This window comes from Agrobacterium sp. D14, assembly GCF_001526505.1.
Taxonomy (GTDB): domain Bacteria; phylum Pseudomonadota; class Alphaproteobacteria; order Rhizobiales; family Rhizobiaceae; genus Agrobacterium; species Agrobacterium leguminum.
In genome coordinates, this window is record NZ_ASXX01000063.1 from 206,408 (window position 1) to 220,590 (window position 14,183).

Consider the following 14,183-nt stretch of genomic DNA (forward strand, 5'->3'; position numbering starts at 1 on the left):
ATCCATGTTGCGTAAAGTCCGTCGGTTGCAGATGCTCGGGACAGGCTCGAGCATGACGGAGGTGGGGTTTTGAGGCCTTGTCGCCACCCTCCGCAGGAGGCGCGTTTCTTCCCGCGCTGGTTAATGGAATGGAAAGACAATCCCTCTAATTCTACGGGCACCTGTCTGTATAGCGTTTCTGGGGTTCTTTCATGTTCAAGCCATCAGCGGCCGCCGCCGCCTGTGTTCTGTCGCTTTTTGCCGTGGGCAATGCCCATGCGGAAGGCTGGTTTTCCGGCGACTGGTATCTGAAGCTCGGCGGTGCGGGTTTCACCGCGCCGAAATATCAGGGCGACAACAAGAATGAATTCGGCTTCTCGCCCATCATTTCGCTCGGCCGCCAGGGCCAGGGCGCGCGTTTCACCTCGCGCAACGACAGCGCCTCGATTTCGCTTCTGGACAACGGCCCGATCAGTATGGGTCTTGCCGGAAAGCTGGTGTCCCCGCGTGACGAGGGCGACTCGTCCGATCTGAAGGGCATGACCCGCATCAAGCGCGGCGGCGAGCTCGGTGGTTTCGCCGAGGCCTATCCGACCGACTGGCTGCGCGTTCGCGGCGAAGTCCGTCAGGGCATTCGCAGCCATAGCGGCGTGGTCGGAGATGTTGCCGTCGATGCCTTCACCGATATCGCCCCCGGCATTCAGATTTCCGCCGGTCCGCGCGCGACATGGGTGAGCAGCAAATACAATGAGCGTTATTACGGCGTAAGTGCCGCGCAGACGGCTGCCGGCGCGCCATCGCCCTATAGCCCGGGCGGCGGCCTGCATTCCGCCGGCATCGGCGCCGCCATCACCTGGAAAGTCACCGAAAACGCCGAAGTCGGCTCGTTTGCGGAATATCGCCGCCTGACCGGTGACGCCGCCGATAGTTCGCTGGTGCGCGAGCGCGGCTCGAAGAACCAGTTCATCATCGGCGTTCAGGCGAGCTACAAGTTCAATTTCTCGCTGCCCTGACAAATAGCCGAGATATCGTCCTGCAAAGCCCCGTCGCGAAACCGCTGCGGGGCTTTTCTGCATGTGCGGCCAACTGCTGAAATCCATTCCGATTTTCCCGCCGATGCTGTAGAACCATCCCATGGTTCACCACAGCGATTTGTCAGATCGCGTCTCCGACGCGCCATCCAATAACTGGGTCTATCGGATTTTACCGAGGCCCCTCTGGCCCTATGCGCAACTGGCCCGGTGGGATCGCCCCATCGGCTGGCAATTGCTGATGTGGCCGTGTTTCTGGTCCGCAGCCCTTGCGGCAAATGTCGCGATGGCGAGCGGCGGCTTTTCCTGGGCGACGCTGATCTGGCATCTGGTGCTGTTCTTCATCGGATCGGTGGCGATGCGCGGCGCGGGCTGCACCTATAATGACCTCGCCGACCACAAGATCGACATGGCCGTGGCGCGCACCCGTTCGCGGCCGCTGCCTTCCGGCCGCGTGAGCCGGTCGCAGGCCAAGCTCTTCATCGTCCTGCAGGCGCTTGCGGGGCTTGTCGTGCTCCTGCAGTTCAACAGTTTCGCAATCGCCACCGGCATATTCTCGCTGATCTTCGTGGCGATCTATCCCTTCGCCAAGCGCTTCACCAACTGGCCGCAATTTTTCCTCGGCCTTGCCTTTTCCTGGGGTGCGCCGATGGGCTGGGCGGGACAGTTCGGATCGATCGCCTGGCCGGCTGTCCTGCTTTATGTCGGCTCCATCGCCTGGACGATCGGTTATGATACAATCTACGCCCATCAGGACAAGGAAGACGACACCGCCGTGGGCATCGGTTCAACCGCCCTGCTGTTTGGAGAGAACACACATCGCTGGCTGGTTTTCCTTTATGGCACAGCCCTTGTCATGATGTTCCTGTCGTTCTGGATCGCGGGTGTTAACGTCATTGCCTATAGCGGCCTTGCCGCCGCGGCCATCATGCTGTTCCGGCAGGTCTGGGTGCTTAATATCGATGACGTCGATCAGTGCCTCGTGTTGTTCAAATCCAACAACCGCGTCGGCGTGCTGATTTTCGCAGGCCTCATCCTGCCGCTCCTATTGGCGTAAGCCTGTGAAAACACGAAATGAAAAAGCCCGGCCGCGTCATCCGCGCCGGGCTTTTTTGATTTGTCTGGCTGAAGATTATCAGCTTCGGGCGATGATTTCCTTGCCCTCGATCTTCATGCTCATGCCCAGCGAACCGGTGGAGCGGCGAACGAGGAAGCGGGGGCGACGCTCCGCGAAATAGGAATGGCGGCGGCGCGGGCGGGTATTCTGGGTGCGCACCTTGCCGAGATGTTCTTCCAGCGGACGGGCGACGCCATCGGCTTCCACCATCAGCATGGGAATACGGTAGGCCTCGGACCAGCTGCGCCAGTCGGCGGCGATATCGCAGAGATCGTGGGCGACGAGAAGCGGAACGCAGAGATCCGGATCGTCATGGTGCAGCTCCAGCGTCACCGTTACCTGTCCGTCGCCATGGTCGATGGCGCGGGCGGCAACGCCCTTGAAGGCGCGGGCTGGCAAAGCGAAGGACAAAGGCAGGCCGGAAGAGGACAGAACCTTTCTCAGAACGGCGCCCCGTTCATCGAGAGTGACGGCGACATCGGTCGCGCCATTGCCTTTTCCATAAGTGACCTGTTGCGGAAAACGTGCCGGGTCGAGTCTGAGAGTGGCGACGGCCCAGTCGGGCTTCAGAACGGTCTTGGTCATGTTTATTCTACCCTTGTTTTACCTGAGAGCCGGTTTCCGGTCTTCTCATCGGGACTTTTCGTCCTCTGATGTCGGGAGAATATCCGCCGCATGTTCGAGACTGCTTAAAAATCGCGGTTAAGAAAACTTTGCATTCCCAAATGGTTAGCAAAACACACTGTGGCATGGTTTCGCTTAGGTAAAAGAGATCGGGACAATGCGGTTTTTATCCCGGCCGAAATTGTGCTCTTTCAAGCTCCGGGCAAGGCGTCTCCCGCATAGTCAGGCAAAGGCTTGCCGTGCGTCCCGATGGAGGCGCGATGGGTGGATTGAAAACCGGAGCATTCGGCGTCTGAAGCGGCGCGCGGGTCTCCAGGGGGCATTCGGATGGTATCGACTTATCTCAGCTACGACCTCATCAACCGCGATATGAAGGCAAGCCTGTCGCGCGTGTCGCAGCAGGGGCTCATCGAGCGGCAGACGACATATTACAAGGAAAACATCGGCAATGTGAAAAGCGTCGATGAGTTCCTCGACAACTACCAGCTCTATTCCTATGCTATGGATGCCTTCGGTCTCGGCGAGATGACCTATGCCAAGGCCTTCATGAAAAAGGTGCTGGAAAGCGATCTGAACGACCAGAACAGCTTCGCCAACAAGCTCACCGATGAGCGGTATCGGGAATTCGCCGCAGCCTTCAACTTTACCACATCCACGAAGACGGTTCAGACGGAAGCGCAGCTCGACAAGATGATCGGGCTTTACGATACGTCGATAACCGATCTCGATGACAGCCTCGCGGAAGAGACCCGTTATTACAAGGCGATTGTCGGCACGGTAACCAATGTCGACCAGCTGCTGCGCAACGACCGCACCCGCGCCTATATCTTTCAGGTCTTCGGCATCGATGAGAAGACCTATTCCTATGCCCATATCAAGGGATTGATGACGAGCGACATCAACGATCCCGACAGCTACATCAACCAGAAATACGGCGCCGCCTATAATGACGCGGTCGAAAAGCTGACGATGAAGGGCAATATCGAACTGCACGCGCAGGTTACCGCCCGAATTACCGCAATCGACACCGAACTCGCCGACACCGGTTTGACGGCTGAGGAGCGCACGGCGCTGGAGGCGGAAAAGGTGACGCGCCAGGACCAGTTGACCCAGCTCGAAGCGGTATTGCCGCCGAAGGATGAGTGGGAAGCGAAGCTCGCCGCCATCAAGGCCGAGCAGACGACGCTCACCAGCACCGTCACGCAATATAACAAGATGGCTCAGCTCGCCACCGCCTTCGAGTTCAAGAACGACGGCACGGTGACCGCCGGTCAGGCGCAGACGGCGGATAATCTCAAGGCCCTGACGGATGCCTATATCGGCAGCGCCCCGCGCGTGACGCCGACCGTCGCCACGCTGAACCGGGATTATTTCGAATCGAAGATCGGTTCGATCAAGACGGTAACCGAACTGACCTCGGATACCCGGCTTCTCAACTATATCAGGACCGCCTTCGACCTTGACGACCTCACAGTCGTCACGGCAACGATCCAGAATATCCTGACCAGCGATCTGAGCGATCCGAGCAACTACATCGCGACCGTCGGCAAGAACGACAAGCGTTATATCGCCTTGAGAAATGCCTTCAATTTCCAGACCGACGGAACGCTGGCAGACGGAACGACACCCCAGACGACGGCACAGACCGCGACCACCACCAGCGGTTATATGACCTATTATAACGACAAGGATGATGCCGCCGACGAGAAGGCGCTGAAGCTGTTCAAGAGCGATATAGCCAGCGTCACTTCCGTCAAGGATTTCATCGACAGCAGCGCGGTCTATACCTATGCGCTGAAAGCCGTCGGCCTCGATCCGACCAAGGTGAATTCCGCCGATATTCGCAAGGTCCTGACCAGCGATCTGCAGGATAAAAAGAGCTTCGTCTACACGCTGAAAGACGAGCGTTATGTCAAGCTGGCGGAGCTGTTCAACTTCGCCTCCGATGGCAGCGTCGGCACACCGGTTCTGGCGCAGTCGGAAATCGAGATGCAGACCATGTCGGCCGACTACATCAAGAAAAAATCGGCTTTCGGCACGGAAAAGGACAAGGAAACGGCGACGAAGGAATCGGAATATTTCACGGCCGAGATGCAGAAGATCAAGACGCTCAAGGAATTCCTGAGCAATGATCGCCTGACCAAATTCGCGATGGAATCGCTCGGTATCGATCCCGAAAGCGTGACGAAGGAACAGCTCGAAAAGGCCTTCACCTCGAAGCTCGATGACAAGGACAGCTACGTCAACAAGGAGATGGACCCGGTCTTCCGCCGCCTCGTCACCGCCTTCAACTTCAATACCGACGGTACGCTTCTTCATGAGGACCGCAGCCTGATCCAGACGCGGCGCGGCCTTTACGAGACGCTGGACAATTACCTCACCCAGACGCTGGAAACGCAGGCGGGTGAAGAAAATGCCGGTGTGCGCCTGGCGCTCTATTTCCAGCGCATGGCGGCCGGAACGACGTCCTATTACTCGATCCTCGCCGACACGGCGCTCCAGAGCTTCATCAACACCACTTTCGGGATTCCGGACGAACTCGCCAATGCTGAGGTCGATACGCAGGTGACGATGATGAAGAAATATTTCGACATCGAGGATTTTCAGGATCCGGAAAAGGTCAAGAAGCTGGTCGCCCGTTTCACCATCATGTACGACAATCAGCAGAACACCACCGATCCGATCATGACGCTCTTCAACGGCAGCGGTTCGGTGGGCATCAGCGCCGATACGCTGCTGGCGGTTGCCACGCTACGGGCGCGGTAACAGAGAAAGCGCGGACGAGCGACGGGAGGAGCGGGGTTAGCCGGCTTGAGGCTGATGACAAAGCCTCCCGCATAGGCGACGTCATCCCCGGGATTTGTTCTATCCTCTTACCATCCCGGCAGCATGTGTCCGGCGCGCAGGCGCGGCATCTTGGGGTAGGTCTTCACATCGCTGTCCATTTCGTCGGCAACGCTCATCGGCGAGATATTGTCGAGGCAGGCGGTGATGTGGTCGGTGATGGCGTTTACCAGCGAAGGGGAGAGGCCGGGCCGTTTCATCAGGCCGATCTGCACCGGCGGTAGGGGTGGAAAGCCGTCCGCGGCGGTCAGAACCTTCATGCCGGTGCGCAGCGCCGATTCCGGCAGCACCGAGACGGCCATGCCCGCCAGAACGGCGGCGGCGACGACGGTGGAAGACCAGCTCGTGAACAGGACCTGATAGTCCCGCCCATCGGCATCGAGCGCCGAACAGGCAAGCTGGCGCCAGTGGCAATCGCGCCGCCCGACGGCGAGCGGTACGGGTGCATCGTCCTTCAGCGGATGGTTGGCGGAAGCGACCCAGCAGAGCGGCTCTGTGCGCACCACATCCGAGGAGCGCGCGCGCGGATTATGGGTGACGAGCGCGATATCCAGCTCGCCGCGCGCCATTTTTTCGGCAAGGCTGACCGAAGGTTCGCAGACGATATAAAGCTCGACGTTGGGATGGGTCTTGGCGAAGCGCCCGATAATCTCCGGCATGTAGCGGTCGGCATAGTCATCGGGCGTGCCGATGCGCAGCATGCCTTCCAGCCGGTTGTCGTCGAAGGCGGCGATCGCCTCGTTATTGAGGCGGATAATGCGGCGGGCGTAATTCATCAGCTTTTCGCCCTCCGCCGTCAGGCGGTTGCCGCGCCCGTCCTTGGCGAAAAGCTGCTTGCCGATCCGTTCTTCCAGCCGTCGCATCTGCATGGAAACGGCGGATTGCGTCTTGAAAACGCGGTCTGCGGCCTTGGTGAAGCTGCCCGTATCGACGATGGCGATGAAGGTATGCAGCTGGTCTATGTCGAGAGGTGCGGACATGGATGGTCATCCATCAGAATGATTGATGCCTCACATTAGAAACATTCGTTGGACTGATCAATAGTCTTGCGACATTTTGACACCCAGCAAATCAATATCAACCCCGGGCCGGCGAAACGTCAGGCCCCCAACCCGAGGCAGCTTCTCGCGCGTGGTGCGCCGGGGGCGGTGCCGCATCGTGCCGTTACGAAAGGATAAGTGTCATGCGCACGGCAGAACGGAGAATGGAACTGGAACTCGCAACCTCCCGGCAGAACGATACGCTTCGTCGTATCGCGGGCCTCTTTGCTTTCCGCGTCAAAACGTTCTTGCAGCGCATCTACAATCGTATCGTGGCCAATGGCCTCACGGAACTCGATGATCGCCTTCTGGCCGATATCGGTCTGGCGCGCTCGGATGTGAGGGATGCGCTCAATACCGGCCTGCTCGAGGATCCGACCGCCCATCTGACCCGCGCCGCACGCAACCGCGCGGTGACCCGGTTCAAGACCGTTTAAAGCATTTCCAGGAAAAGTGGACCCCGGTTTTCCGTCCGGAAATGCGGCAAAACAAAGAGTTAGAGTGTTTTCGCGATTCGAAGAAAAGCGAAAAAACTCTAAAGCATTTCCAGGAAAAGCGGGCCCCGGTTTTCCGTCCGGAAATGCGCTAAAACGTTCCAGAATGTCCAGGCAATTCCGGCAGACCTCCAGCCGCCGGAATTGCTTTCGAACGGAAAAGTTTTCCCCGCAGGGTGATTTGCCAATAGCCCTGCCTTTGCCCGGTGTCAGGCCCCTCGGCCGCGCCGGGCTTTTTTAATGGCGTCGCAATTTTAGCGGCACTGCCTCAATACTGATATTCTTCGAACACCGGCAGCACGGAGCCGCCCCAGCGACCGTTGTAAAGCGCAAGCAGGTCTTCGGCGAGCGTGGTCTTCTTGGCAAGAACTTCATCCAGCGACGACAGGAACACGGTTTCGTCCTGGCCTTCGCCGTTCAGGCGCTTGCGGTTTTTGAGGCCGGTGCGGGAAATGTCGAGCACCTCGCGGGCGAGACCGAGAAGCGGCTTGCCGGCGATCTCGGCGGAAAGACCCTTGGCCGGAACGGCATCGCGAAGGGCGATGACCTCATCGAAGCTCCAGCCGGCGGTCAGCGCATCGGCAGCGGTCAGCGCCTCGTCATCGTAAAGAAGGCCGACCCAGAAAGCGGGAAGGGCGCAGATGCGTCTCCACGGGCCGCCATCCGCACCGCGCATTTCCAAGAAGCGCTTCAGGCGCACATCCGGGAACAGGGTGGAAAGATGGTTCGTCCAGTCGCCCATGGTCGGCTGCCAGTCGGCGATTTCGCCCTTCAGCGCCCCGTTCATGAACTGACGGAAGGTGACATGGGTGCAATCATGATATTTGCCGTCGCGCACGATGAAATACATCGGCACGTCGAGCGCCCATTCCACATAGTCCTTGAAGCCGAAGTCATCGCTGAAGGTGAAGGGCAGTACGCCCGAGCGGCGGTTGTCGGTGTCGCGCCAGATATCGCCGCGCCAGGACAGGAGGCCGTTCGGCTTGCCTTCGGTGAAGGGCGAGGAGGCGAAGAGCGCTGTTGCCAGGGATTGCAGCTTCATGGAAACGCGCATCTTCCGGCGCATGTCCGCTTCGGAGGAGAAATCGAGATTAACCTGAATGGTGCAGGTGCGGTACATCATGTCGAGACCCTTGGTCCCGACCTTCGGCATATAGCGCGTCATGATCGCGTAACGCGATTTCGGCATGCGCGGCGTTTCATCGTAGCTCCACAGCGGGCTGCCGCCGATGCCGAGGAAACGGATGCCCATCGGCTCGGCCACTTCGCGCAGCGTCGCCAGATGCTGGTTGGATTCCTTGCAGGTCTGGTGCAGGTTTTCGAGCGGCGCGCCCGACAGCTCGAACTGGCCGCCCGGCTCGATGGAGATGGCGCCCATGCCGTGCTGCTCGCCAAGGCCGATGATGTTTCCACCGTCCATGATCGGCTCCCAGCCGAGCTTTTCCTGCATGCCCTTCAAAAGCGCGGAAATGCTGGCTTCGCCGAAATAGGGAACGGGACTGTTATCCTCGCGGAAAAACGCGAATTTTTCATGTTCGGTGCCGATGCGGAAGTCGGCTTCAGCTTTGCAACCGCCCGCCAGATAATCTGTAAGCTCCGTGACGGAGGAGAGGGGGGTCTGGTCGGTCGTGTCGCGTGCCATGGCTTACCTTGTTATGACGTCTCTGTTGCGGCGAGGCATATGATTGGCAGATAGGGCCGGATCGTATCCGGAGGCAAATGAATTTCTTTTAAAGATGCATGAAGCGCAATGGGGCCATTCAATTCCAGTCGCCGATCGCCGCCTGAATGACCGCGAGCGCGGCGACGGCGGCCGTATCGGCCCTCAGGATACGCGGCCCGAGCGGAATGGGGGTAACGAAGGCAAGGCTGCGCAGGAGCTCCCTTTCTTCCTCGGAAAATCCGCCTTCCGGGCCGACCAGCAGGGCAAGTTTGCGCTCCGTGACGGCTTGCAGGATCGGCAGCGGATTTTGCCCCGCATCGCCTTCGTCGCAATAGATGATGCGCCGGTCGTGGGGCCAGCTCTCGAGCATGTCCTTCAGTTTCACCGGCTCGGCCACCTCGGGCAGAGACAGTATGCCGCACTGCTCGGCGGCTTCGATGGCGTTGGCGCGCAGTTTTTCGGTATTGTGGATCTTGCCCTGAACATGCTGCGTCATCACCGGCTGCAACAGGCCGGCGCCCATCTCCACCGCCTTCTGCACCAGATAGTCCATGCGCCCGACTTTCAGCGGCGCGAAAAGATAATGCAGGTCCGGGGCGTTTGGCTGGGGCCGTGTCTGCTCGAGGGGGACGAGCACGATCTTCTTGCGGCTCGGAAAGGCAAGTTTCGCTTTCCATTCGCCGTCGCGACCATTGAACAGCAGGATTTCCGCACCGTCGGTCATGCGCAGCACATTGGCGAGATAATTGAACTGCTCGGCTGTTGCCTCCTGCGCGACGCCTTCGGCAAGGCTGGCTTCGATATACAGGCGTTGCATCCGGAAATTGGCGCGCATGGGATTCTGTTTCAGGTTCAGAGAAAGAGGGACGACATGAGCCAGTAGAGCAGCGCCGCAAGCGCTGCACTGGAAGGAACGGTGACCAGCCAGGCGGCGATGATCGTCATGAAATGGGAGCGGCGGACGAGATAACGGCGGCGTATCTCGGAAGGATTGTCGGCATATCTTTCGGACCGGCGGGGCCTGCCGTCACCAGCCTGAACGAGCTCCTGACGCCGCCGCGACGATTGCGTGTACCATTCGCGGAAGAAACCGACGCCGAACACCGCGCCGATTGCCGTGTGGGTGGTGCTGACCGGCAGGCCGAAGCGTGAGGCAACGAGCACGGTGAGCGCCGTGGCCACGGAAACGCAGAAGGCGCGCATCGGATTGAGCTTGGTGATCTGCTCACCGACGAGGCGGATAAGGCGTGGGCCATAAAGAAGAATACCGCAGGAAAGTCCGAAGGCACCGACCAGCATCACCCACATCGGCGCACGGGCGGATGTGCTCACCGCCTCGTCATGCAGGGCCCGCACGATGGCCACGACTGGCCCGATGGCGTTCGAAACGTCATTCGCCCCATGGGCGAAGGACATCAGGCCGGCGGCGAGAACCAGCGGCCACTGGAACAGGATTCGAAGCGACTGGTTGCGGTTTTCCAGTCCTTCCGATTGTTTGCGGATGATCGGCACGCAGAGCCGCCAGACCACGAGCCCGGTCACCAGCCCTGTGAGGCTGGCATGGCCAAGCGACACATGCATGAGCTGCCGCAATCCGACCCAGATGAGATAGGCCGTGAAGACGCCCGCCATCAAACCGATAAGAACCGGAACCCACAGCCGGGCGGAGGTGAGCTTGTCCTCGCGGTAGATGATGAATTCCTTGATGAAAGCAAGGATGGCGACGGCGATGATGGCGCTGATGAAGGGCGCCAGTACCCATGCGAAGGCAATGCTGCCGAGCGAAAGCCAGTCGACCGCCTTCGCCCCGTAGGCGGCCATTCCCGCGCCCGCAACTCCGCCCACCACCGTATGGGTGGTGGAAATCGGCGCCTTGGTCCATGTCGAGATATTGACGAGAAGGCCGGCGGCGAGAAGCGCCGACAGCATCGCCCATGAAAAGGCGGTCCTGTCGGGAATGGTCCCGATGTTGATGATGCCGCTGGAAATGGTCTCGACCACATTGCCGCCGGTGATCAGCGCGCCGGCAATCTCGCAGATGGCGGCGACGATGAGGGCGGCGGCAAGCGGCATGGCCTTCGCCCCAACCGCCGGGCCGACATTGTTCGTAACGTCATTCGCGCCGATATTGATCGCCATATAGGCGCCGATGGCGACGGCGGCGATGATGATGACCGAACCCGCGGTGCCGGTGACGAAGACGCCGGCGAAGATGGCCGCCAGGACAACGAACATGAACCCCGCGCCAAGGCCGGCAAGCTGCTGCGTGACATGCAGCGTCGCCTCTTCGACACGGGTAATCTTGTCGAGATCCTTGTCGAGCGTCGGTTTCATATTCGATGGCGGCTTGATTGCCATTCAGACCTCGTTTGCCAGCATTCCCTTTCGTCCGGCAGTGTCGCAGGTTGAAGGCAATTTTACAGAAAGACTGTTACATCTCGCACATCTTTCCAAAAGGAAAGACGATAAAAGCCATGTTGGAAAAACAAACTGCACATTGCCACGTTCGGGGCGGGCGCGCTATTTCGAATGCGTCATCCGTTTGTCGAAAGCGAGCATCAGCGCTTTCAATTCCGGCTCGTTGACGCGTTTTCCCGCCTCCTGGGGGCTGACCCATTCCAGCCGTCTGGATTGTTTTTCGGGAAAGCTTTCCTGCATCTCCGAAACTTCGAGCAGATGCACCTGAACCCTGCACGGCACGTTGACGCCGCTGTTCAGCTTTTTCTCGTATTCGTAATAACCGAAGGGCGCCTTTTCCACCGTGCCTCTGACACCGGCTTCCTCATAGGCTTCCTGCTCGGCCACCGCATGGGCTTTCTTGTTGGCCATGGGCCAGCCCTTGGGAATGACCCAGCGCCCCGTATCCCGGCTGGTCAGCAGCAACACTTCCGGCTCCGGATTCTTCTTGGACAATCGATAGCACAGCGCCGCATATTGCTGTCGCGGCGGTCTGCGCAACATCAAGCCAACATCTGTCGCCAATCGATTCAAAATCTTCAATCCGAATAGGTCCTTCTTTGCCCGCTAATGATAATTGCTAATATAGATATCCCGTAAATTCCGCCAATCCCTCATGACCCATAACCCACTACTGTCTTCATGCGGATGAAGCCTGTAAGCCCGGAAAATGCGGAAGATGTGCGAACAGGGCTTCGACCGGGCGGCTTCCCGGCCAAACAGCCGATTGCGGCAATACCGTCTCTGTCTGCTTTCACGTCCTGAAACGCAAAACCGTTATGAATAATCGCCGGTATTGCGTCTGTCGGGATTTAATCCCCAATGCCGGAGGCCTTCGATAACGCCGTCGGCTTCCGTCGCTCGCGCCTGGAAAAAACGATTGTCAAGACCCGCCAGCGAGACGAGCTCCGGCAATGCATTGCCCACGATCACGCCGCGAATATCATTCAATTCGAACATCGCCCGATCGTTGCCAGTATCGCCCGCGACCGCTGATTCGTCGAGGCCGATGCGCAATTGTCCACATAACCATGCAAGCGCCGCACCCTTGTCAGCGGCCTTCGGCAATATGTCGAGATCGCGGTCGCTGGAATAGACGATGCGGGCATCGATATCGGCGGCCACAAGCGCTGCTTCGATCTCGCCAAGCGCGGCATCATCAGCACCATGCAGGAACCAGCTGGATTTAAGGCCGTGCTGATAGCGCTCCTCCTGCATCGTCACGCCCGGCACGCCGGCCATCACGTCGATGATCCTCTGCGGATCGAAACCGGTTCCGAGAGAGGTTTTATAGGCGCTTTCGAGTTCGCTGCGCTCTTTCGCGTGTAGCATGGTCCCGACCCCGCCGATGATGTAGTCCGGCCGCGGCAGCGGCACCTCTTCGAGAAGCGCAAGCTGGTCGTCGATCAGCCTGCCGCTGTTGAAAACCAGAAGGGGACGTTGACCCTCCGGCAACGAATGCCAGAAATCGCGGAACCGGCGCGTGGCGTCGTTATCGCCGACGACGGTTCCGTCGAGATCGGTGGAAAAAAGGCGAAGCGGTCTCAATCGCCGTCGTTCCATGGTTCGGCCCAATCGGCTTCTTCCAGAACCGGCATCATGGTTCTGCCTTCCACAAGGGCGAGAAGCTGCTGGGCAATGCCGGTCCATGTGAAAAGGCTGCGCGCCTTGTGCGCCCCCATGCGGGAAAGCCGCCCGTAAAGCCGCTCATGCTTGAAGGGCTTCATCATGGTAATGCCGAGGTCTTCCTTGTCGAAAGGATCGGCAAACAGCGCATGGCGGCCGTAGCTGATGGCCCGGAACAACCCGCCATGGGTGGTGACGACGGTGGGCGTGCCGCTCGCCATCGCCTCGATCGCGGTCATACCGAAGGGTTCATAGCGGCTTGAGAGCACGAAGAGATCGGCGGCGCGATAGATATCCGGCAGGTCCTCATCCGTGACGTAACCGGAAAAGGCCACCTTGTCTTCGAGACCGAGCGCTTTCACCCGCTCCTTCAGCTGGTTGAGGATCGTGGTTTCCTGCTCGTCCATGTTCTCGCCGCCGACCGCCAGATGCAGCCGGGCTTCCGGTTCGCGTTCGGCAAGAACGGAGAAACCGTCGATCAGCAGGTCATAACCCTTGTTGGTGGCAAGGCGTCCGAGCGCCAGTACCGTCTTGCCCTCGAAACCGAAACGCTGCCGGATCATCTGCCGCGTCGCATCGGAAACCGGGAAGAAGCGGTTGTCGTCATAACCCGGCGGGATCATGTGGATATGCTTGCGTTTCAGACCGTAATCCTCGATCAGAACGTCGAGCTGCACCGGCGTCGTGGCGATCACCATGTCGCAACTGCGGTAGATGATCAGCTCGTGCTGGATACGTTCCCTGAAGTTGAATTCCAGTTCGAACGTATCGGCCTTTTCCGGATAGTCGGTCTCCATCTGGCGCTTTTTCCAGATGCCGAGCGAATGCGGCGTGTGCAGATGCGGGATTTTCAGCGCTTCGGAAAGCCGCTGCCCGGCGACGCCCGCATCCCAATAATGGCTGTTGATGAACGAATAATTCAGGTCGTTTTTCTTGATGAAACGCAGCGCATTTTCGCACCATTCCATCAGGTGGCGGTGCAGATATTCCTTGGGGATGAAATCCCGTCCGCCGCAGGGAATGCGCACCACGCGGACGCGCTCATCGACCTCATCGAATTCCGGCTGGTCTTCGAAGCGGCGGGTATAAAGATCGACAGTATAACCGAGCTGGCCGAGTTTGCGTGCAAGCTCAAGCACATAAACCACCTGTCCACCGGTGTCCGCAGCGCCCAGCGGCGGGTGCGCGGCGACATAGCCATGCGTCGATATGAGAGCTATCCGCGGATAGCGTTCAGTTTCGCTCGTGGTCGTCATGGGTCCCATCTTGGTAAATTTTTCCAATTAACCCGATAAAAAGACCAAAGAG

The 14,183-nt window shown here is 59.2% G+C and carries 12 protein-coding genes; 4 read left to right on the forward strand and 8 right to left on the reverse strand.

The window, feature by feature from the left end; genetic code table 11:
* The first annotated feature begins 191 nt into the window (after nucleotides 1-191).
* Complete coding sequence (locus tag L901_RS23895) at nucleotides 192-992, forward strand: MipA/OmpV family protein (protein WP_031234593.1); 801 nt, start codon at nucleotides 192-194, stop codon at nucleotides 990-992.
* Between the two features lie 121 nt (nucleotides 993-1,113).
* Nucleotides 1,114-2,067, forward strand: coding sequence for a 4-hydroxybenzoate octaprenyltransferase (ubiA, locus tag L901_RS23900; RefSeq protein ID WP_059760697.1), 954 nt, complete (start codon nucleotides 1,114-1,116; stop codon nucleotides 2,065-2,067).
* Between the two features lie 78 nt (nucleotides 2,068-2,145).
* Here the strand turns inward: ubiA and L901_RS23905 are convergent, their stop codons facing one another.
* Nucleotides 2,146-2,712, reverse strand: coding sequence for a DUF6101 family protein (locus L901_RS23905; RefSeq protein WP_003503226.1), 567 nt, complete (start codon nucleotides 2,710-2,712; stop codon nucleotides 2,146-2,148).
* Nucleotides 2,713-3,078: 366 nt separating this feature from the next.
* Between L901_RS23905 and L901_RS23910 the strand changes: the two genes are divergently transcribed.
* Nucleotides 3,079-5,517: a DUF1217 domain-containing protein gene (locus tag L901_RS23910; protein WP_059760698.1), complete on the forward strand. Its 2,439-nt coding sequence runs from the start codon at nucleotides 3,079-3,081 to the stop codon at nucleotides 5,515-5,517.
* Between the two features lie 107 nt (nucleotides 5,518-5,624).
* Here L901_RS23910 and L901_RS23915 read toward each other — a convergent pair whose 3' ends face one another.
* Nucleotides 5,625-6,575, reverse strand: coding sequence for a LysR substrate-binding domain-containing protein (locus L901_RS23915; protein WP_004432791.1), 951 nt, complete (start codon nucleotides 6,573-6,575; stop codon nucleotides 5,625-5,627).
* Nucleotides 6,576-6,778: 203 nt separating this feature from the next.
* Here L901_RS23915 and L901_RS23920 point away from each other — a divergent pair, with 203 nt between their 5' ends.
* On the forward strand, nucleotides 6,779-7,072 hold the full coding sequence (locus L901_RS23920; RefSeq protein ID WP_059760700.1) for a DUF1127 domain-containing protein: 294 nt from the start codon (nucleotides 6,779-6,781) through the stop codon (nucleotides 7,070-7,072).
* Between the two features lie 325 nt (nucleotides 7,073-7,397).
* Here L901_RS23920 and L901_RS23925 read toward each other — a convergent pair whose 3' ends face one another.
* The 6 genes from L901_RS23925 to L901_RS23950 all read right to left on the reverse strand — a co-directional run bounded on the left by L901_RS23925 (nucleotide 7,398) and on the right by L901_RS23950 (nucleotide 14,140).
* Nucleotides 7,398-8,771, reverse strand: a complete 1,374-nt coding sequence (locus tag L901_RS23925; protein WP_004432797.1) for a glutamate--cysteine ligase — start codon at nucleotides 8,769-8,771, stop codon at nucleotides 7,398-7,400.
* Between the two features lie 118 nt (nucleotides 8,772-8,889).
* Nucleotides 8,890-9,627 (reverse strand): 16S rRNA (uracil(1498)-N(3))-methyltransferase, encoded by a 738-nt coding sequence (locus L901_RS23930; protein ID WP_059760702.1) that lies wholly within the window; start codon nucleotides 9,625-9,627, stop codon nucleotides 8,890-8,892.
* Nucleotides 9,628-9,644: 17 nt separating this feature from the next.
* On the reverse strand, nucleotides 9,645-11,150 hold the full coding sequence (locus L901_RS23935) for an inorganic phosphate transporter (RefSeq protein ID WP_059760705.1): 1,506 nt from the start codon (nucleotides 11,148-11,150) through the stop codon (nucleotides 9,645-9,647).
* A gap of 162 nt (nucleotides 11,151-11,312) precedes the next feature.
* On the reverse strand, nucleotides 11,313-11,753 hold the full coding sequence (locus L901_RS23940; RefSeq protein ID WP_059760707.1) for an NUDIX hydrolase: 441 nt from the start codon (nucleotides 11,751-11,753) through the stop codon (nucleotides 11,313-11,315).
* Between the two features lie 273 nt (nucleotides 11,754-12,026).
* On the reverse strand, nucleotides 12,027-12,797 hold the full coding sequence (locus L901_RS23945; RefSeq protein WP_059760709.1) for an HAD family hydrolase: 771 nt from the start codon (nucleotides 12,795-12,797) through the stop codon (nucleotides 12,027-12,029).
* Nucleotides 12,794-14,140 (reverse strand): glycosyltransferase family 1 protein, encoded by a 1,347-nt coding sequence (locus L901_RS23950; RefSeq protein WP_162144093.1) that lies wholly within the window; start codon nucleotides 14,138-14,140, stop codon nucleotides 12,794-12,796. The genes L901_RS23945 and L901_RS23950 overlap by 4 nt, the downstream gene beginning before the upstream one ends.
* Nucleotides 14,141-14,183 lie beyond the last annotated feature (43 nt).